We start from the raw sequence: 19,203 nt of genomic DNA, 5'->3' as shown, positions 1-19,203 counted from the left end.
TCTTACGAAAAAAACCGGTCACCCAAAGGTCACCCGACATGAGCATCAGCTTCGATAAAGCGCTCGGTATCCATGAAAAAGCCCTGGGCTTTCGCGCTCAGCGTGCCGAAGTTCTGGCCAACAACATCGCCAACGCCGACACCCCTAACTACAAGGCTCGGGATCTGGATTTCTCTGCCGTGCTTGCCGCGCAGAATGAAAAGACCAAGAGCGGGACCTTCGGCTTGAACATGACCAATAACCGGCATATCGAAGCTGAAGGTTTGGGCAAGAGTGACGAGTCGCTGTTGTATCGCACGCCGATGCAACCGTCGATCGACCAAAACACGGTGGACGCTCAGCTGGAACAGTCGAACTACGCGCAAAACTCGGTCAACTTCCAGGCCAGCTTCACCCTGCTCAACAGCAAATTCAAAGGGCTGATCTCAGCCCTGCGCGGAGAGTAAACCATGTCCCTAGCCAGTGTTTTTAATATTGCCGGTAGTGGCATGAGCGCTCAAACCACGCGTTTGAACACCGTCGCCAGTAACATCGCCAACGCCGAAACGGTGTCGTCGAGCATCGACCAGACCTACCGCGCTCGTCATCCGGTATTCGCCACCATGTTCCAGGGCAGCCAGAGCGGCGGCAGCGATTCGCTGTTCCAGAATCAGGATGCCGCCGGCCAGGGCGTGCAGGTACTGGGCGTGGTCGAAGACCAAAGCAACCTTGATGCGCGCTACGAGCCCAATCACCCGTCTGCTGACGCCAAGGGTTATGTCTACTACCCGAACGTCAACGTGGTCGAGGAAATGGCTGACATGATTTCTGCCAGTCGATCATTCCAGACCAACGCCGAAATGATGAACACCGCCAAAACCATGATGCAGAAGGTCCTGACGCTCGGTCAGTGATAAGGGGCGACTCAGATGAGTGTTACCGATTCCACCAGTGGCGCGAGCCTTGGCGATATTCTCAACAACACGTCGAAAACCACTAAGTCGACCACCGACGATCTGGCGTCGGCGGCCAGCAGCACGGCTGGCAGTAAAGCGTTGGGAAAGGACGCTTTCCTGCAGTTGCTGGTGACTCAACTGAAAAACCAGAACCCGCTGGAGCCGCAGGACAACGGTGCGTTTGTCGCGCAGCTGGCGCAGTTCAGCAGTCTGGAAGGCATTACCACGCTGAACGATTCGGTCACCTCCCTGGCCGGCAATTACAAGTCGTCCCAGGCCCTGCAGGCCTCCTCGCTGGTCGGTCGTTCGGTGATCGTGCAGACCGACTCCGCAGTGATCGACCCCGCCAAAGGTCTCACCGGTTCGGTCGCCCTGGGGGCTTCGGTGTCCAATGCCACAGTGACCATCTCTGACAAAGAGGGCAAAACAGTCAAAACCATCGAGCTGGGCGCTCAGTCTGCGGGTAATGCCGACTTCGTATGGGATGGTGTTGACGATAAAGGGGTCAAGGTCGAACAGGGCACCTACACCTTCAAGGCGACGACCAAAACCGACGAGGGCACGACGGCATTGCTCACCTATCTGCCAGCGACCGTCAACAGCGTGTCCCTGAGCCAGACGGGCGGCGAGATGATGCTCAACCTCGCTGGCCTGGGCAGCATCGCCCTGTCCAAAGTTCAAACTATTGGTCTATAGAGCCGGCTAACGCGGCACAAGGAGTGAGATATGTCTTTCAATATTGGCCTCAGCGGGCTCTATGCAGCTAACAAGCAACTGGACGTTACCGGCAATAACATCGCCAACGTCGCCACCACCGGTTTCAAATCCTCCCGCGCGGAATTCGAAGACGTGTACTCGGCAACCAAGCTGGGTACCAGTAGCAAAACTGTCGGCGGCGGCGTCAACCTGGCCAACGTTTCCCAGCAGTTTGGCCAAGGTGAGGTCAACGGCTCTGGTGGCATGCTGGACATGGGGATCCAGGGCGGCGGCTTTTTTGTCCTGGATGACAATGGCTCGCGCAGCTACACCCGTGCCGGTACTTTCCAGCGCGACAAAGACGGCTACGTCACCACCGCCGATGGTTCTGCGCGTCTGCAGGGTTATGGCGTGGATGCCAATGGCAAGGTTATCAATGGCGTGCTGACCGATTTGCGTATCAACCTGTCGAACCTGCCGCCCAAGGCTTCCAGCAAGGTCGATTCCAGCAGCAACCTCAAGTCGACCAGCGACGTTATCGATCAGGTGGCCAAGCCCTTCGATCCCAAGGATACGTCGAGCTTCACTTCTCAGTTCACCACGATCATCTACGATACCCAGGGCAATTCCCACCCGATGGATCAGTATGTGGTCAAGACCGCTGCCAACACCTGGAAGACCTATACCCTGATTGATGGTCGTAACCCGGACGGTACGCCAGTGACCGACACCGGCACCGGCACCGGCACCGTCGCCGTTCCGCCGGTGGCTTCGACCATGTCTTTCGATTCTTCCGGAGCGCTGACCGGCATCGTTACCCCACCCAGCGTCGTATCCAATACCACGTTGACGATTCCAGGCACCGGGGCTGGAGCCTGGGTGCCAGGCACGATGATCAACGGTGTCTGGTCGCCGAACGGGGCTGCGGCCAACCCGACCGGTGTCGGCATCAACATGGCGAACATCACCCAGTACAACTCGGTCACCTACCGAAATCCTCCGGTTACGGACGGCTATGCCACCGGTGAAATCACCGGGCTGAAAATCGATGGCAGTGGCGTCTTGTTCGCCAACTTCAGCAACGAGCAGAGCCAGGCGATCGGGCAGATCTCCCTGGCCAGCTTCAACAATGAACAAGGTCTGATACCGGCTGGCGGCACCAGCTGGAAAGAAACCTTCGCTTCAGGTACGCCGGGCTTCGACGCACCCCAGGTCGGTACCCTGGGAGCGATCGTTGCCAACTCTCTGGAAGGCTCCAACGTCAACCTGACCAGCGAACTGGTGGACCTGATCAAGGCGCAAAGTAACTACCAGGCCAACGCCAAGACCATCTCCACCCAAAGCACCATCATGCAGACCATCATTCAGATGGCCTGATGCCGGATAGCTGACTCACTGCAAAACGAGCCCCTCGATCGAGGGGTTTTTTTATGGGTGTACGCAACCCTGTAGGAGCTGCCGCAGGCTGCGATTTTTTGATCTTGCTCCTGAGCAATCTTCAGAATCGCCAAAAGATCGCAGGCTGCGCCAACTCCTGCGCCGACCCGGTACATCCCTGATTGATCGGGTGTACGCAATCCCCCTGTAGGAGCTGCCGCAGGCTGCGATTTTTTGATCTTTCGCTTGGGACTCAAGTGGACCTGGAAAGATCGCAGCCTCGTTTCACTCGACAGCTCCTACACCGCTCCTACCCAGCTCCTACGCCGACCGCATGCCCCCGCAATGTCGTGGGCGCAATGCCAGGCAGTGGTGAAGATCCAGGGTGGGAGCGGAATTTCTCCAGACAAAAGAAAACCCCCGACAGGTCCAGAGGACCCATCGGGGGTTTCGAGCAGGCGCCTCGCGGCGCCTACCGGCTCAGCTTATTGGCAAGCTTCGCAATCCGGCTCGTCGATGGCGCAGGCCTTCGGCACGGGTGCCGGACCGGCAGGAGCTGCCAGGACCGAATCGTCACCGTGGTTACCGCTGGAAACCGCGTTCAGCTTATTGGTGCTGATGGTCGACTTCTCGGTGCTGGTCGCGGCTAGGGCACGGAGGTAGTAAGTGGTTTTCAGGCCACGGTACCAGGCCATGCGGTAGGTCACGTCCAGCTTCTTGCCCGACGCGCCGGCGATGTACAGGTTCAGCGACTGAGCCTGGTCGATCCACTTTTGACGGCGGCTGGCGGCGTCGACGATCCACTTGGTGTCCACTTCGAAGGCAGTCGCGTAGAGCTCTTTGAGTTCTTGCGGGATGCGTTCGATCTGCTGCACGGAACCGTCGTAGTACTTCAGGTCGTTGATCATGACCGAGTCCCACAGATCGCGAGCTTTCAGGTCGCGAACCAGGTACGGGTTGATCACGGTGAATTCGCCCGAGAGGTTCGATTTCACGTAGAGGTTCTGGTAGGTCGGTTCGATCGACTGCGATACGCCAGTGATGTTGGCGATGGTCGCGGTCGGTGCGATGGCCATGATGTTGGAGTTACGAATGCCTTTTTGTACTCGGGCGCGAACCGGTGCCCAGTCGAGGGATTCGTTCAGGTCGACATCGATGTACTTCTGGCCACGCTGTTCGATCAGGATCTGTTGCGAATCCAGCGGCAGGATGCCTTTGGACCACAGCGAGCCCTGGAATGTCTCGTAGGCACCGCGCTCATCGGCCAGGTCGCAGGAAGCCTGGATCGCGTAGTAGCTGACCGCTTCCATGGACTTGTCGGCGAATTCGACGGCAGCATCGGAACCGTACGGGATGTGCTGCAGGTACAGCGCGTCCTGGAAGCCCATGATGCCCAGGCCGACCGGACGGTGCTTGAAGTTGGAGTTCTTCGCTTGTGGCACCGAGTAGTAGTTGATGTCGATCACGTTATCGAGCATCCGCACGGCGGTGTTCACGGTGCGTTCCAGCTTGGCGGTATCGAGCTTGCCGTCGGTGATGTGGTTCGGCAGGTTGATCGAACCCAGGTTGCAGACAGCGATCTCGTCCTTGTTGGTGTTCAAGGTGATTTCGGTGCACAGGTTCGAGCTGTGAACCACGCCAACGTGTTGCTGTGGGCTGCGCAGGTTGCATGGATCTTTGAAGGTCAGCCATGGGTGGCCGGTTTCGAAGAGCATGGAGAGCATTTTGCGCCACAGGTCTTTGGCCTGGATGGTCTTGAACAGCTTGATCTTGCCCGGGTACTGGGACAGGGCTTCGTAGTACTCGTAGCGCTCTTCGAAGGCCTTGCCGGTCAGGTCATGCAGGTCCGGTACTTCGGACGGCGAGAACAGGGTCCACTGGCCGTCATCGAAGACGCGCTTCATGAACAGGTCAGGGATCCAGTTGGCGGTGTTCATGTCGTGGGTACGACGACGATCATCACCGGTGTTCTTGCGCAGCTCGATGAACTCTTCGATGTCCATGTGCCAGGTTTCCAGGTAGGCACAGACAGCGCCTTTGCGCTTGCCACCCTGGTTGACGGCTACGGCGGTGTCGTTCACCACTTTCAGGAAAGGTACGACGCCCTGGGATTTGCCGTTGGTACCCTTGATCCAGGAGCCCAGCGCACGAACCGGAGTCCAGTCATTGCCCAGGCCGCCAGCGAATTTCGACAGCATGGCGTTGTCGTGGATCGCGTGGTAGATGCCCGACAGGTCATCCGGCACGGTGGTCAGGTAGCAACTCGACAGCTGTGGACGCAGGGTGCCGGCGTTGAACAGGGTCGGCGTCGAAGACATGTAGTCGAAGGACGACAACAGGTTGTAGAACTCGATGGCACGGTCTTCTTTGTTTTTCTCTTCGATCGCCAGGCCCATGGCCACGCGCATGAAGAAGATCTGCGGCAGTTCGAAACGGATACCGTCCCTGTGGATGAAGTAACGGTCGTACAGGGTTTGCAGGCCCAGGTAGGTGAACTGCTGGTCACGCTCGTGGTTGATCGCCTTGCCGAGTTTTTCCAGGTCGAAGGTGGCCAGCACCGGGTTCAGCAATTCGAACTGGATACCCTTGGCGATGTACGAAGGCAGGGCCTTGGCGTACAGGTCGACCATTTCGTGGTGAGTGGCGCTGTCGGCGACTTCGAGGAAGCTCAGGCCTTCGGCACGCAGGGTGTCCATCAGCAGGCGAGCGGTCACGAAGGAGTAGTTCGGCTCACGCTCGACCAGGGTCCGGGCGGTCATCACCAGCGCGGTGTTGACGTCTTTGAGGGCTACGCCGTCATAGAGGTTCTTCAGGGTTTCGCGCTGGATCAGGCCACCGTCGACTTCTTCCAGGCCTTCGCAGGCCTCGGTCACGATAGTGTTCAGACGACCCATGTCCAGAGGCGCCAGGCTGCCATCGGCGAGGGTGATACGGATCGATGGGTGAGCTTGCACCGGCTCGTCGGTCGTGGAGCGAACGGCACGCTCTTTGGAGCGGGCGTCACGGTAGATCACGTAGTCGCGAGCGACTTTCTGCTCGCCGGCACGCATCAGGGCCAGTTCGACCTGGTCCTGGATTTCTTCGATATGGATAGTGCCGCCCGATGGCATGCGACGCTTGAAGGTCGCGGTGACTTGTTCGGTCAGGCGGGCAACGGTGTCGTGGATTCGCGACGAGGCAGCGGCGGTGCCGCCTTCAACTGCGAGGAACGCTTTGGTGATGGCGACGGTGATTTTGTCATCGGTGTAAGGAACGACAGTGCCGTTACGCTTGATCACGCGCAGTTGACCAGGCGCAGTGGCGGACAGATCCAGATTCGAATCGGTGGCCTGCGGCAAGGTGCCCTGCGGGTTCTCGCGAGTTGTGTCGGTTTGCATGGGTGTCTCCACGTTCTCTATGTTTGTTTGGGCACCATCACGGTGCCCACCGTTCCGTCCTGAAGCACTACAACCGGCAAGCGCCGGGCATAACCACTTCGGGACAGGAGGAAGGAGCTCTTTCGGGCGTCGCTTCCATGCCGAAGTCTTTGGTTTCCAGCCGCAGGGCTGAAAGCCGAATTCTTGAAGGTGACACTAATCAGTACCGCAACACCCGTACCGTTTTCGCCGTCAGCGGCGGGAAAACAGCAGCCATCCGCAGGCGCGGTTTGGTCTTCGGAAAAAGTGTTTGGTTCAACCAAACAGAAGCAAGAAAGCGCTTGAGTTCCTTGTCTGATTTGTGTTTGGTTTTTTTGTGCAAAACCCTACATGTAGGGTTTTTTTATCGCCGGGCTACAAGATAATGCGTTTTGGCCCCGGATTGCAACGTGCTACCTGTGGATAAAGTGTGGGTAAATTGTGCATGAAATCCGCAAACATCGCGTAGGCCTTGAGTGCGCTGGAGTAGACCGTTTGTCATTGATTTTTGCCGCCGAAAACTGTCCTGGGCGGATTTTTGCGGGCGCGAACCCTATCACAAAAAAAACCAGTTACCGAGCGCATTTGCCGGCTTGTGTACTCCAGGGTGGCCGTTGCTACAATCGGATGTTCTATAGGCTGTATTACCCACTCCAATCATTACAAAAAGACGGGTGGATCCTTCCTGAATGTGGTTTTGACAAGCAGAGGTCACCGGTGGAGCAAGAAGCCTGGCAGGTATTGATTGTCGAGGATGACCAGCGTCTGGCTGAGTTGACCCGCGAGTACCTGGAGAGTAACGGACTGCGGGTGGCTATCGAGGGCAACGGAGCCCTGGCGGCGGCGCGGATCATTGCCGAGCAGCCGGATCTGGTCATCCTCGACCTGATGCTCCCCGGTGAAGACGGCCTGAGTATCTGTCGCAAGGTACGCGATCGTTATGACGGGCCGATCCTGATGCTCACTGCGCGTACCGACGACATGGACCAGATCCTGGGCCTGGACATGGGCGCCGATGATTATGTCTGTAAACCGGTGCACCCGCGCTTGCTGCTGGCACGCATCCAGGCCCTGCTGCGGCGCAGCGAGCCGGCGGAACCGGCGGCGCCGGAAAAACTCCGGCGTCTGCAGTTCGGCCCGCTGGTGGTGGACAACGCTTTGCGCGAAGCCTGGTTGCATGACAATGGCATCGAGCTGACCGGTGCCGAGTTCGATCTGCTGTGGCTGCTGGTGGCCAATGCCGGGCGGATTCTTTCCCGTGAAGAGATTTTCACCGCACTGCGCGGTATCGGTTACGACGGACAGGACCGTTCCATTGATGTGCGGATCTCGCGCATCCGTCCGAAGATCGGCGATGACCCGATTCATCCACGGTTGATCAAGACCATTCGCAGCAAAGGCTACCTGTTCGTCCCTGAAGCCTGCACAGACCTGCCGCGGTGAACTCGATTTTCCTGCGCATCTATGGCGGTATGTGCGCGGCGCTGATTCTGGTGGCGGTGCTTGGTGTACTGGCCTTGCACCTGCTCAATCAGGTACGCGGCGAGCAGTACCGTGAGCGTCTGGCGCACGGTACGTTTTCATTGATGGCCGACAACCTGCAACCGATGACCGAGATGGAACGGCGCCGGGCGCTGCTGGTGTGGGAGCGGTTGCTGGGGATTCCCCTGGCCCTGCAGACCTTCTCCCAGACCAGCCTCGATCTGGGGCAGCGCAATCGCGTGCTGCGCGGTCAGGCGCTGGTCGAACAGACCGGTCCGCACGCGGCGAAGGTCTATCGGTTGGTCAGTAATAAAGAGCAGCTTGTGCTCACTGGTGAAGTACAGCAAATCAGCGAGCAACTGGCGCGGGCCACTATTTACCTGTTGGCCGATGAGCTGGTGCGCTTCCCGGTAGCCGAGCAACCGCACCGCCTGGCAGCGCTGAAGGCGGACAAGGGCTTTGGCTTCGAGCTGCAGCTGGTGACCCTGGATCAGGCGGACATGGATGAAGACCAGCGTCGCCGGGTCTCCGAAGGCGACACGGTGATGGCGCTGGGCAAGGGCGGCGATTCGATTCGAGTATTTGCCGGAATGGTCGGCACACCCTGGGTCCTGGAAATCGGTCCGCTGTATCAGATGAACCCTTATCCGCCCGAGTGGCTGGTGTTGATTGCTGCGCTTGGCCTGAGCCTGATCGGCTTGATTGTGTATCTGCTGGTGCGGCAACTGGAACGACGCTTGAGCGGGCTGGAGTCGGCCGCCACGCGGATTGCCCAGGGCAGTCTGGAAACCCGCGTGCCGGCCCGGGGGGCTGATTCGATCGGACGTCTGGCCGCTGCATTCAATGGCATGGCCGAGCACTTGCAACGCTTGCTGGCGATTCAGCGCGAACTGGTGCGGGCGGTGTCCCACGAGTTGCGCACGCCGGTGGCGCGTTTGCGTTTCGGTCTGGAGATGATTGGTTCCGCCACCACCGAGCAGGCGCGGGAGAAATACCGGGTAGGCATGGACAACGATATCCAGGATCTCGACCGGCTGGTGGATGAAATGCTCACTTATGCCCGCCTGGAACAGGGCTCGCCGGCACTGAACTTCCAGCGGGTCGATCTGGATGCGCTGGTCAATCAGGTGATCAGCGAACTGGCGCCGTTGCGCGCCGACGTCAAGGTTCAGCGGGGTCTTTGTCTGTCGGCCGCCGACTGTGACGACGCCTGGGTCGAGGCCGAGCCGCGCTACTTGCATCGCGCGCTGCAGAACCTGGTGAGCAACGCCATGCGCCACGCCGAGTCGCAGGTGTCCATCAGCTATCAGGTGGGTCAGCTGCGCTGTCGGGTGGATGTCGAGGACGACGGTCCGGGAGTGCCGGAAAGCGCCTGGGAGCGAATCTTCACCCCGTTCCTGCGCCTGGACGACAGCCGCACTCGCGCGTCCGGTGGGCATGGCCTGGGGTTGTCGATTGTGCGGCGGATCATCCACTGGCATGACGGCCGGGCGTTGATCAGCAAGAGCAAGAACCTCGGAGGCGCCTGTTTCAGCCTGAGCTGGCCGCGGCATCAGGAGAAGAGTTGAGAGGTTTTGGCTGACCGTGGGAGCGAGCTTGCTCGCGATGGACATTAACGATAACGCGGTTTTCTGAATAACCGCGCCGACCTTGAGTCCATCGCGAGCAAGCTCGCTCCTACATAGAGGCGCTAAAAACCTCAGGCCTTGATGCTCACCAGGCTCAACAACTGCCCATCCCTCACGCTAAATTGCGCGTCGAGCTCACTGCCATGGCGCCATTCGCTGGAAAGATCGGTCAGCAGGCGCAGGCGAGCCTGCCCGCTTTCGCTCCATTCAAGCAGTTCGGCATGCTCGAAGTAGAAGCGTTGCCGGACGATCGGGTACAGCGCCTTGAACAGGCTTTCCTTCACCGAGAACGTCAGCGTCACCAGCAGCGCGATCTGCTCGGCGGGGCCGGCGGCCATGCGTTGCAGTTCCGCCGGGATGAGGATTTCACCCGCCAGCCGCCGGGCGCGCTCGACGTTGAGCAGGTTTTCCAGATCCATCCCCAACCCGCGCCAATGTTCCTTGCGCGCCACAATGGCCGCAGCCCGGCCGGTGCTGTGGGTGATCGAACCGCAGAGGTGCGCCGGCCACACCGGTGCGCGGTCCTCGCCAATGGCCGGGCAACAATCGAGTCCCTCAAGCTGCTGCAGGGCCGCCCGGGCACACAGGCGCCCGGCGAGAAACTCCGCCTGACGCTTGGCCACCGAACGCTGAATGCTCGCGGGTGGCTCAATGGCGCTGCGGCGGAAATCATCGGCTGTCAGCTGTGATGGATCGAAATGAGTCCCCAGCAGCACCGTGCCCGGCAGAGCGTCAGGCAACGGCCAGTGGGCATCGAGTGGAGTGCAGCAGGTGGGAAGGGTCGGGTGTGGATTCATGTCGGGCATTTTGCCGGGTTGCGGCGAAGCTGGGTAGTAGCCTGTGGCGAGGGAGCTTGCTCCCGCTCGGGTGCGCAGCAGCCGTAAACCGGCTACCGCGAGCTATCTGAAGAATCCCGATGGCCGGTTTGGGGCCGCTTCGCGACCCAGCGGGAGCAAGCTCCCTCGCCACAGGATTGATGTGTGGCTCAGGATTTTCTTGCTGGCAGGCCGATCACCCAAGGATCTTCTTGAGGAACGCCTGCATATCCGCCCACGAGCGCTCGTCGGCCGCCTTGTTGTAGGCGATGTCAGGCCCGCCATGTTCGCCGTGGCTCAGGCGATCGGAATCCGGGTTGCTGAAGCCATGTTTGGCGCCGTCGAGGCTGACGAATTTATAGTCGGCTCCGGCCTTGTCCATTTCGGCCTTGAAGGCGCTGACGTTATCCGCCGTGACCAGGCTGTCCAGTACGCCGTGCTCCACCAGTATCTTGGCCTTGACGCTACCAGGGGTGGCCGGGGTGGTGGTTGCCAGCGGGCCGTGGAAACTCACGACGCCGGCCAGCGGCACGCCCTGACGCGCGGCATCCAGCACGACTTTGCCGCCAAAACAGTAGCCGATGGCGGCGAGTTTGTTCGGGTCGGTCTGTGGTTGTTTTTTCAATAGCTCAAGCCCGGCCTTGAAGCGCGCACTGGTTGCCGCGCTGTCTTTGGTCGCCGCCTGCAGAAAGGCCATGGCGTCTTTCGGGTGTTCGGTGTTCTTGCCATCGCCGAACATATCGATGGCCAGCGCGCTGTATCCCAGGGCGGCCAGGTCACGCGCCCGGCGTTTGACGTAGTCGTTCAATCCCCACCACTCATGGACCACGACTATGCCGGGGCGCGGACCCTTGAGGCTGTCGTCATAGGCGTAGTAACCGATCAGCTTGCTGCCATCGGGACTCTGATAGGGGATTTCCTGGGTCTTGATCGCCGCTTGGCCCAGTCCGCTCAGTGCCAGTAATAGCAAAGCCAGTAACACGCGCATGGTCAGCCCTCCTTTGAAAGGTCTTCTGAAAGCCTAGTCGATTTGGTTCAGCTCGGGTTCAGAGAGTGTTCAGCAGGAGTTCAGGAGGCGCTGGTTAGTCTGGCTTCGTACCCAAACAGCGCAAAGCGCATAAGGAAATCAACCATGACGACTTTCACGAAATTCATTCTGGCTATCACTGTTATTGGCGCCAGTGCCGTGGTCCAGGCTTCTGACAGCAACTTCGCCAGCCTGACCCTGGGCCAGACCAGCGACAAGGTGAAAAAATCCAGCCCGGTCAACAGCAACCTGGACCGTCCCAATGCCGACGGAGTGATCGGCAAAGACACCACCTGGGGTCTGCGCGTTGGCCGGCAGAATGACGAGGGCCGTATTTACGGCACCTATGACAATGTTTCCGGCGCTCACAACGGCCTGAAACTGCGGCAGGAAAATCTCCTGGGCAGTTACGATATGTTCCTGCCAGTGACCAGCAGCACCAAACTGTTCGGCGGTGGTTCGGCCGGGCTGACCAAACTGACTCAGGAATCCCCGGGCTACAGCCGTGACAGCAACATCGGTTATGCGTTTGGCGTGCAGGCTGGTGTCTTGCAACAAGTTTCGCAAAACACCTCGATAGAACTGGGTTACCGTTATCTGCGCAGCAATGCCAGCACTGAAATAAGCGAGCGTGGTGGCAGCAAACAGGGTTCGCTGGGCTTGAACAGCAGCGCACAAACCTACCTGTCCGCCAATTACGCTTTCTGAAGACTGGTCCGGACTGGATCGACGCCGGATCGGCCGACGGGGACCCGGCGTTACCTTATAAGTGATCAGGGCGCGATGAAGCGCCCATGGAAATGTGGGTTTTGCCTGGGAGAGCGTTATGAAACTGCTGGTAGTCGAAGATGAGGCGCTGCTGCGCCATCACCTGCAAACCCGACTCACGGACAGTGGTCATGTGGTCGAGGCCGTGGCCAATGCCGAAGAAGCGTTGTACCAGAGCGAGCAGTTCAATCATGACTTGGCCGTGATCGACCTCGGCCTGCCGGGCATGGGGGGCCTCGATCTGATTCGTCAGCTGCGTTGCAGAGGCAAGACTTTCCCGATCCTGATCCTCACCGCCCGCGGCAACTGGCAGGACAAGGTCGAAGGCCTGGCCGCCGGCGCCGACGATTATGTGGTCAAGCCGTTCCAGTTCGAAGAACTGGATGCGCGTTTGAATGCCTTGCTGCGCCGCTCCAGCGGATTTACCCAGTCGACCATCATTGCCGGGCCTTTGCTGCTCGATCTGAATCGCAAGCAGGCAACCCTCGACGACCAGTCGCTGGCCTTGACCGCCTATGAATACCGGATTCTCGAATACCTGATGCGCCATCACCAGCAAGTAGTGGCCAAGGACCGCTTGATGGAGCAGCTGTACCCGGACGATGACGAGCGTGATCCGAATGTGATCGAGGTGCTGGTCGGGCGCCTGCGACGTAAACTGGAGGGGCCGGCCGGATTCAAACCGATCGATACCGTGCGTGGCCTGGGTTATCTGTTCAACGAGCGCTGCCGGTGATTCGTTCGTTACGTTTGCGCCTGATGCTGGCGGCGACCACCTTGGCCGTGTTGTTCATGCTGGCGCTGTTGCCAGCCATGCAAGGGGCGTTCAGCCTGGCGTTGCAGGAGTCCATCGAGCAGCGTCTGGCTTCGGATGCGACTACACTGATTTCCGCCGCGCGGGTCGAGAATAACCAATTGCAGATGCCGGAACAGCTGCCGGATGAGCGCTTCAACCTCACCGATAGCCGTTTGCTCGGCTACATCTATGACCGCGAAGGGCGTCTGGTCTGGCGCTCGAAGGCGACTCGGGAAGAAAACATCAACTACATGCCGCGTTACGACGGGCGTGGCAATGAATTCTCACGGTTTCGCGAGACCAATGGCCAGGAGTTCTTCGCTTATGACGTCGAGGTCAAATTGCTCGGCGGCAAAAGCGCGGCGTTCAGTATTGTTGCCCTGCAACCGGTACGCGAGTATCAGCTGACCCTGGAAGGGCTGCGGGAAAATCTCTACCTGGGGTTCGGTGCCGCGCTATTGGTGTTGCTGGTGCTGCTCTGGGTGGGTTTGACCTGGGGCTTGCAGGCCTTGCGGCGCTTGAGTCAGGAACTGGACCAGATCGAGAGCGGCACCCGTGAAAGCCTCAGCGAAGAGCACCCTCGTGAGCTGCTGCGATTGACCGGCTCGCTGAACCGCTTGTTGCACAGCGAGCACGAGCAGCGCAGTCGTTATCGCGATTCCCTGGATGATCTGGCCCATAGCTTGAAAACCCCATTGACGGTCTTGCAGGGGGTCAGTGAGGACATGGCCCGGCGCCCCCAGGACCGGGATCAGGCCAGGGTGCTGCAAACCCAGATCGAGCGCATGAGCCAGCAGATCGGCTACCAGTTGCAGCGCGCCAGCCTGCGTAAAAGCGGTCTGATACGCCATCAGGTGCGCCTGCAACCGGTGCTGCAAAGTCTGTGCGACACCCTGGACAAAGTTTATCGCGACAAGCGGGTGCGGGTGTCGTTCGACCTGCCGGAGCACTATTACGTGCCGATCGAGCAGGGCGCCTTGCTCGAGTTACTCGGTAACCTGCTGGAGAACGCCTACCGCCTGTGCCTGAGCGAGATCCGCATCAGCGTGCGCGAAACCTTGAGTGGTGCCGAGCTGTGCGTGGAAGATGATGGCCCCGGTGTGCCGCCGGATCAGCGTGCGCGGATACTTCAGCGCGGAGAGCGACTGGACCGCCAGCATCCGGGGCAGGGGATAGGCCTGGCGGTGGTCAAGGACATCATCGAAAGTTATGGCGCGCAGTTGACGCTGGATGATTCACCCTTGGGCGGGGCGGCGTTCCGGATTCATTTTTTGGGGGGCTGAATGCATTTCACCCGTCGAATGGGGCGAACCTGAAAAGATCGCAGCCTGCGGCAGCTCCTACGCCGACCGAGTACACCCGTGATTCATGGATGTACGACGACCCCTGTAGGAGCTGCCGCAGGCTGCGATCTTTTGATCTTCCGGCGCTCAAATCTCCTGCGCCCGATAAGCCCCCGGTGTCAGCCCGGTCCATTTCTTGAACGCCCGGTGAAAGGCCGAGGGCTCGGAAAAACCGAGCTGCTCGGCGATCTGTTGCAACGACAGATCGGCGCGTCTGAGGTGATAAATCGCAATGTCTCGGCGCAGTTGGTCCTTCAATTCCTGAAAGCTCGAACCTTCTTCGCGCAAATGCCGGCGCAGGGTTTGCGCACTGATGTGCAGGTGTTGAGCGACCGATTCAAGATCCGGCCAGCGCGCGCTGTCACGGCTGAGCAAGCGACGTAACTGGCTGCTCAAGCTGTCGCCGTCATCGGGTCGCGACAGCAGATCGGCCGGTGAGCGTTCCAGGAAGCGCTTGAGCGTGCGTTCGTCCTGCAGCAGCGGCATGCTCAGGTAGCGACTGTGAAACAGCAGGCTGCTGTTGGATGTGGAAAACTCCAGCGGACAAGGGAACAGCAGGTCGTACTCGGCGCTGTGTTCGGGCCTGGAGTAGCTGAATGTGGCTTGCTCCAGGCGAATGCGCTGGCCAATCAGCCAACTGCCGAGTCGATGCCAGATCACCAGCAAGCATTCGCTGAGAAAGTGCTCCGGGTCCCAAAACTGCGAATCGTCCAGACTCAGCCGGGCCATTTCACCCTCGCGGACCAGGCTCAGACGGGGAGCGTTCGGGAACAGGCTATAAAATAGCAAGCCGCGGCTGAGTGCTTTGTCCAGGGTCCGGCAATGGATCGCGGTGTGGCACATCATGGCGAAGGTCCCGCGTTTGCTCGGGCCGTGGCCGAAACCCAGGTACTCGTCATCCAGTGCCTGCCAGAGCGATTGCAGGAGCGCGGTGAATTGTTCGGGGGCGATACGCGCTTTGGGTTCGTCCAGCAACTCGGCATGGATACCAAGCTGTTGCAGCAAGCCCGAATAGTCATAGCCCTGCCTGCGCGCACCACCGAGGGCGGCGCGGGCAAAGTGACTGGCGATGGTACGTTCGCGCATGAGGGTAGATCCGTCCATTGAGGGACGGATGTTAGCCACGCCCCCCGTCGATGGACAAGGCGGATATCCGCCAAATTGTAGGGCGATGATCTATCGATAGGCGGATATCCGCCACATCGAGCCCGGGGAATGTTCCGGTCAACAACTGGCTACCCCGGATGGCTGAAGGCTTTCAGGGTTTTTCGGCAAGGTGGCACGGGCTTTGCGATAGGAGTGACAGAGGTCTGCCAGCGTGCAGCTCGCCAAAAACAAATCCCTCCAATGCAGGAGGGTTCGCACTTTAGGTGTCGTGGGCGTCAGTCGGATGATTGCCGGGCGACACACTTGAGGAACTCTGCAATGACGACTCGCCAGCCACTGTACAAATCCCTGTATCTGCAGGTAATCGTTGCCATCGTTTTCGGCATTCTGCTCGGCCACTTCTACCCTGAGACCGGCGTGGCGCTCAAGCCCTTCGGTGACGGGTTCATCAAACTGATCAAAATGGTTATCGCGCCGATCATCTTCTGCACCGTCGTCAGCGGCATCGCTGGCATGCAGAACATGAAGTCGGTGGGCAAAACCGGTGGCTACGCGCTGCTGTACTTCGAAATCGTCTCCACCATTGCCTTGCTGATCGGTCTGGTGGTGGTCAACGTCGTACAGCCGGGTGCCGGCATGCACATCGACGTGACGACCCTGGATGCCTCCAAAGTCGCCGCCTACGTCACTGCCGGTAAAGACCAGAGCATTGTCAGCTTCATCCTCAACGTGATCCCGAACACCATCGTCGGCGCCTTCGCCAATGGCGATATTCTGCAAGTGCTGATGTTCTCGGTGATCTTCGGTTTTGCCCTGCATCGCCTCGGTGCCTACGGCAAACCGGTGCTGGACTTCATCGATCGTTTCGCCCACGTGATGTTCAACATCATCAACATGATCATGAAACTTGCGCCAATCGGTGCCTTCGGCGCCATGGCCTTCACCATCGGTGCCTACGGTGTCGGTTCGCTGGTCCAGCTCGGCCAGCTGATGATCTGCTTCTACATCACCTGTCTGGTGTTCGTGCTGGTGGTTCTGGGCAGCATCGCTCGTGCCCACGGCTTCAGCATCCTCAAGTTGATCCGCTACATCCGTGAAGAACTGCTGATTGTCCTGGGTACCTCTTCTTCGGAATCGGTTCTGCCACGCATGCTGATCAAGATGGAACGCCTGGGTGCGCAGAAATCGGTAGTGGGTCTGGTGATCCCGACCGGTTACTCCTTCAACCTCGACGGTACTTCGATCTACCTGACCATGGCCGCGGTATTTATCGCTCAGGCGACTGACTCGCACATGGACCTCACTCACCAGATCACCTTGCTGCTGGTGCTGCTGCTGTCCTCCAAAGGCGCCGCCGGTGTGACCGGTAGCGGCTTCATCGTGTTGGCCGCCACCCTGTCCGCCGTTGGCACCCTGCCAGTGGCCGGCCTGGCGCTGATCCTGGGTATCGACCGCTTCATGTCCGAAGCCCGTGCCCTGACCAACCTGGTGGGTAACGCGGTGGCGACCCTGGTCGTGGCCAAGTGGGTCAAGGAACTGGACGTAGACACGCTGCAGGCCGAACTGGCTTCCGGTGGTCGTAGTATCTCCGACACCCGTGAAGAAGACGATCTGGGTGTAGCTGAGGGCCCGACCCCAGCGTCCGTCAAGTAACACTGTGTTGTAATGAAAAACCCGCTTTCGGCGGGTTTTTTCATTTGCGGGGTTTGAGCGTAACGGTCAGTCCGGCGGATGCGTGTGGTGATTGCCCCAGGGCTGCCGGGTGCTTACTCTGGGAGCAACCGATCGAATGGTGAAGCGCTCATGCAAGGTCCTCTGGCAACACTCAAAGTACTGGATTTCTCCACCTTGCTACCGGGGCCGTTCGCCTCGCTGTTGCTGGCCGATATGGGCGCCGAGGTCTTGCGCATCGAATCGCTGACCCGCATGGACTTGTTGCGGGTATTGCCGCCCCATGACCAGGGGATTTCCGCCAGCCATGCCTACCTCAACCGCAACAAGCGCAGCCTGGCGCTGGACTTGAAGCAACCCGCGGCGCTGGAGGTGGTCAAGCAACTGGTGCAGGACTACGACATCGTCCTGGAGCAGTTCCGGCCGGGGGTGATGGAGCGTCTGGGGTTGGGTTACGAAGCCTTGAAGGCGATCAATCCGAAACTGATCTATGTCTCTATCACTGGTTATGGCCAGACCGGCCCGTACCAGGATCGCGCCGGCCATGACATCAACTACCTGGCCTTGGCCGGGCTGGCCAGCTATACCGGACGCCGGGACAGCGGCCCGTTGCCCCTGGGGATTCAGGCGGCGGACATTGCTGGTGGATCGCTGCACGGCGTGATCGGTTTGCTGGCGGCGGTGATTGCCCGGCAGCACAGCGGTCAGGGCCAGTACCTGGACGTGAGCATGACCGACTGCGCGTTCAGCCTTAACGCCATGGCCGGTGCCGGTTACCTGGCCTGTGGGGTCGAGCCCGAGCGCGAGAACCAGATGCTCAACGGTGGCAGCTTCTATGACTATTACCGCAGTCGCGACGGCCGCTGGTTATCGGTGGGCAGTCTTGAACCGGCGTTCATGCAGCAACTCTGCACAGCGCTGGGACGTCCGGAATTGGCGGCACAAGGTTTGTCTCCCGTACCCGCACAGCAACAAGCGCTCAAGCTGGCATTGCAAATCGAGTTCGAGAAGCATGATTTTGCCCAGCTGTGCGAGTTGTTCGCCAGTGTCGATGCCTGCGTCGAACCGGTGCTCAGCCTCGCCGAAGCCGTCGAGCATCCACAGCTGAAGGCTCGGCAACTGGTCAGCCAGGTGCCTCGGGGTGATGGCAGTACCCAGCCGCAGATGGCTTGTCCGTTGAAGTTTTCCGGCGGATTGCCTGAGCCCCGGCATATTGGCGCGACCGTGGGCGCGCATACCGAGGAGGTGTTGGCCGAACTAGGGTACAGCGCACAGCGAATTGAAGAGCTGCGCAGTGCCAGGGTGATTGGTTAGCGCAGTATCCCTGCGGGAGCGGGCAAGCCCTAATGCCAGTCAGTTAAGACGTTACGCGAACCGTAGCAGCTGGCGAAGCCTGCGTCCGGCTGCGCAGCAGTCGTAAAATCAGGCGCTGCGGTATTCCAGACAAACCGTGCAAGCAGGATTTGCGACTGCTTCGCAGCCGGACGCAGCCTTCGGCAGCTGCTACGGGGGACAGTGCTGAACCTGAAACTCCTTAACTGACTGGCATTAGGGCAAGCCCGCGAAGGCGTCCGAATGATCTGCAAAAATGTCGGCCAGAATCACTCCACCCGCATCTCCCCACTGAACACCAATGTATTGCGACAGCGCCGGCACAGATACCTGCGCCCCTGCCGCACCAGGCTGTGGCGCTGGGCCGAGAACGGGAAGTCGCTGTCGGCGCACGGGCAACGGTAGATGTAACGGGTGGCGGTGCGGCGCTTGATCGCATAGGTGTGACAGCGATTGGGCGGCAGCTCATAGACCCCGCGCATGATCAATTGCCACTCTTCGCCATGGGGCTGGATATGCTCGCCGAACAGTTGATGGGCGATCAGGTGCGCGACTTCGTGGGCCACGGTCTGCTTGAGGAAGTCTTCGCTATTTTCCCGGTACAATTGCGGATTGAATCGCAGCAGGTTTTCATGCAAATGCGCAACGCCGGCTTTCTGGCCGCGCAGCTTGAGGCTGACCACCGGGCGTTTGAAAGGTCGTTTGAAAAAGGATTCGGCTAGTTGGAAACAGTCTTCGACGCGTGTATTGAGTTGCTCGGGCATGCTGTACGGATCTCCAGAGATGCCGAGTATGCCGCAAACCCGGCGCATTCCGAATCGTTCAAGCGCT

Annotated in this window: 17 protein-coding genes; 12 read left to right on the top strand and 5 right to left on the bottom strand. The window is 59.6% G+C overall.

What is annotated here, in order from left to right; all coding sequences use genetic code 11:
• Positions 1–38: 38 nt before the first annotated feature.
• Genes flgB through flgE form a run of 4 tightly spaced genes read left to right on the top strand, consistent with a single transcriptional unit; the run spans position 39 to position 3,008 of the window.
• Positions 39–446, top strand: a complete 408-nt coding sequence (gene flgB / locus F8N21_RS01020) for a flagellar basal body rod protein FlgB (protein ID WP_150640328.1) — start codon at positions 39–41, stop codon at positions 444–446.
• Between the two features lie 3 nt (positions 447–449).
• Complete coding sequence (flgC, locus tag F8N21_RS01015) at positions 450–893, top strand: flagellar basal body rod protein FlgC (protein WP_150640327.1); 444 nt, start codon at positions 450–452, stop codon at positions 891–893.
• A 15-nt stretch (positions 894–908) separates the two neighbouring features.
• A complete protein-coding gene (flgD, locus tag F8N21_RS01010) occupies positions 909–1,631 on the top strand; it encodes a flagellar hook assembly protein FlgD (protein ID WP_150640326.1) in 723 nt (240 codons plus the stop codon).
• 30 nt (positions 1,632–1,661) lie between these two features.
• The gene (gene flgE / locus F8N21_RS01005) at positions 1,662–3,008 is read left to right on the top strand and encodes a flagellar hook protein FlgE (RefSeq protein WP_150640325.1); all 1,347 of its coding nucleotides are present in this window, start codon (positions 1,662–1,664) and stop codon (positions 3,006–3,008) included.
• A gap of 485 nt (positions 3,009–3,493) precedes the next feature.
• Here the strand turns inward: flgE and F8N21_RS01000 are convergent, their stop codons facing one another.
• Entirely contained in the window at positions 3,494–6,385 is a 2,892-nt protein-coding gene (locus tag F8N21_RS01000; protein ID WP_150640324.1) for a ribonucleoside-diphosphate reductase subunit alpha, read from the bottom strand.
• A gap of 137 nt (positions 6,386–6,522) precedes the next feature.
• Here F8N21_RS01000 and F8N21_RS00995 point away from each other — a divergent pair, with 137 nt between their 5' ends.
• The 3 genes from F8N21_RS00995 to F8N21_RS00985 all read left to right on the top strand — a co-directional run bounded on the left by F8N21_RS00995 (position 6,523) and on the right by F8N21_RS00985 (position 9,453).
• Positions 6,523–6,789 (top strand): hypothetical protein, encoded by a 267-nt coding sequence (locus tag F8N21_RS00995; RefSeq protein ID WP_150640323.1) that lies wholly within the window; start codon positions 6,523–6,525, stop codon positions 6,787–6,789.
• A 331-nt stretch (positions 6,790–7,120) separates the two neighbouring features.
• Positions 7,121–7,846, top strand: a complete 726-nt coding sequence (locus tag F8N21_RS00990; RefSeq protein WP_150640322.1) for a response regulator — start codon at positions 7,121–7,123, stop codon at positions 7,844–7,846.
• Positions 7,843–9,453: an ATP-binding protein gene (locus F8N21_RS00985; RefSeq protein WP_150640321.1), complete on the top strand. Its 1,611-nt coding sequence runs from the start codon at positions 7,843–7,845 to the stop codon at positions 9,451–9,453. Before F8N21_RS00990 ends, F8N21_RS00985 begins: the two co-directional genes overlap by 4 nt.
• Before the next feature lie 131 nt (positions 9,454–9,584).
• Here F8N21_RS00985 and F8N21_RS00980 read toward each other — a convergent pair whose 3' ends face one another.
• Positions 9,585–10,310: a 4'-phosphopantetheinyl transferase family protein gene (locus F8N21_RS00980; RefSeq protein WP_150640320.1), complete on the bottom strand. Its 726-nt coding sequence runs from the start codon at positions 10,308–10,310 to the stop codon at positions 9,585–9,587.
• Between the two features lie 214 nt (positions 10,311–10,524).
• Positions 10,525–11,316 (bottom strand): dienelactone hydrolase family protein, encoded by a 792-nt coding sequence (locus F8N21_RS00970; protein WP_150640319.1) that lies wholly within the window; start codon positions 11,314–11,316, stop codon positions 10,525–10,527.
• A 144-nt stretch (positions 11,317–11,460) separates the two neighbouring features.
• Here F8N21_RS00970 and F8N21_RS00965 point away from each other — a divergent pair, with 144 nt between their 5' ends.
• From F8N21_RS00965 to F8N21_RS00955, 3 genes are all read left to right on the top strand, one after another.
• Complete coding sequence (locus tag F8N21_RS00965; protein WP_150640318.1) at positions 11,461–12,063, top strand: hypothetical protein; 603 nt, start codon at positions 11,461–11,463, stop codon at positions 12,061–12,063.
• A 118-nt stretch (positions 12,064–12,181) separates the two neighbouring features.
• On the top strand, positions 12,182–12,859 hold the full coding sequence (locus F8N21_RS00960; protein WP_150640317.1) for a response regulator: 678 nt from the start codon (positions 12,182–12,184) through the stop codon (positions 12,857–12,859).
• Complete coding sequence (locus tag F8N21_RS00955) at positions 12,856–14,202, top strand: ATP-binding protein (RefSeq protein ID WP_150640316.1); 1,347 nt, start codon at positions 12,856–12,858, stop codon at positions 14,200–14,202. The genes F8N21_RS00960 and F8N21_RS00955 overlap by 4 nt, the downstream gene beginning before the upstream one ends.
• Before the next feature lie 147 nt (positions 14,203–14,349).
• Here F8N21_RS00955 and F8N21_RS00950 read toward each other — a convergent pair whose 3' ends face one another.
• Positions 14,350–15,348 (bottom strand): AraC family transcriptional regulator, encoded by a 999-nt coding sequence (locus tag F8N21_RS00950; RefSeq protein ID WP_150640315.1) that lies wholly within the window; start codon positions 15,346–15,348, stop codon positions 14,350–14,352.
• A 339-nt stretch (positions 15,349–15,687) separates the two neighbouring features.
• On the opposite strand from F8N21_RS00950, the gene F8N21_RS00945 reads away from it, so the two are divergent.
• Both F8N21_RS00945 and F8N21_RS00940 read left to right on the top strand, forming a co-directional pair.
• Complete coding sequence (locus tag F8N21_RS00945; protein ID WP_150640314.1) at positions 15,688–17,022, top strand: dicarboxylate/amino acid:cation symporter; 1,335 nt, start codon at positions 15,688–15,690, stop codon at positions 17,020–17,022.
• Between the two features lie 150 nt (positions 17,023–17,172).
• The gene (locus F8N21_RS00940; RefSeq protein WP_150640313.1) at positions 17,173–18,354 is read left to right on the top strand and encodes a CaiB/BaiF CoA transferase family protein; all 1,182 of its coding nucleotides are present in this window, start codon (positions 17,173–17,175) and stop codon (positions 18,352–18,354) included.
• 287 nt (positions 18,355–18,641) lie between these two features.
• On the opposite strand, the gene F8N21_RS00935 is transcribed toward F8N21_RS00940, so the two are convergent.
• On the bottom strand, positions 18,642–19,136 hold the full coding sequence (locus F8N21_RS00935) for a SprT family zinc-dependent metalloprotease (protein ID WP_150640312.1): 495 nt from the start codon (positions 19,134–19,136) through the stop codon (positions 18,642–18,644).
• Positions 19,137–19,203: the final 67 nt, after the last annotated feature.

The organism is Pseudomonas fluorescens (assembly GCF_902497895.1).
GTDB classification, from domain to species: domain Bacteria; phylum Pseudomonadota; class Gammaproteobacteria; order Pseudomonadales; family Pseudomonadaceae; genus Aquipseudomonas; species Aquipseudomonas fluorescens_BP.
This window is presented reverse-complemented; position numbering and strand designations above follow the sequence as displayed.

Bases quoted from the DNA above. Each gene is read 5' to 3' on its own strand.
- flgC (WP_150640327.1), top strand. From the start codon at position 450: ATGTCCCTAGCCAGTGTTTTTAATATTGCCGGTAGTGGCATGAGCGCT.
- F8N21_RS00940 (WP_150640313.1), top strand. From the start codon at position 17,173: ATGCAAGGTCCTCTGGCAACACTCAAAGTACTGGATTTCTCCACCTTG.
- F8N21_RS00965 (WP_150640318.1), top strand. From the start codon at position 11,461: ATGACGACTTTCACGAAATTCATTCTGGCTATCACTGTTATTGGCGCC.
- F8N21_RS00960 (WP_150640317.1), top strand. From the start codon at position 12,182: ATGAAACTGCTGGTAGTCGAAGATGAGGCGCTGCTGCGCCATCACCTG.
- F8N21_RS00970 (WP_150640319.1), bottom strand. From the start codon at position 11,316: ATGCGCGTGTTACTGGCTTTGCTATTACTGGCACTGAGCGGACTGGGC.
- flgB (WP_150640328.1), top strand. From the start codon at position 39: ATGAGCATCAGCTTCGATAAAGCGCTCGGTATCCATGAAAAAGCCCTG.
- F8N21_RS00945 (WP_150640314.1), top strand. From the start codon at position 15,688: ATGACGACTCGCCAGCCACTGTACAAATCCCTGTATCTGCAGGTAATC.
- flgE (WP_150640325.1), top strand. From the start codon at position 1,662: ATGTCTTTCAATATTGGCCTCAGCGGGCTCTATGCAGCTAACAAGCAA.
- F8N21_RS00980 (WP_150640320.1), bottom strand. From the start codon at position 10,310: ATGAATCCACACCCGACCCTTCCCACCTGCTGCACTCCACTCGATGCC.
- F8N21_RS00950 (WP_150640315.1), bottom strand. From the start codon at position 15,348: ATGCGCGAACGTACCATCGCCAGTCACTTTGCCCGCGCCGCCCTCGGT.
- F8N21_RS00995 (WP_150640323.1), top strand. From the start codon at position 6,523: ATGCCGAAGTCTTTGGTTTCCAGCCGCAGGGCTGAAAGCCGAATTCTT.
- F8N21_RS00935 (WP_150640312.1), bottom strand. From the start codon at position 19,136: ATGCCCGAGCAACTCAATACACGCGTCGAAGACTGTTTCCAACTAGCC.
- F8N21_RS01000 (WP_150640324.1), bottom strand. From the start codon at position 6,385: ATGCAAACCGACACAACTCGCGAGAACCCGCAGGGCACCTTGCCGCAG.
- flgD (WP_150640326.1), top strand. From the start codon at position 909: ATGAGTGTTACCGATTCCACCAGTGGCGCGAGCCTTGGCGATATTCTC.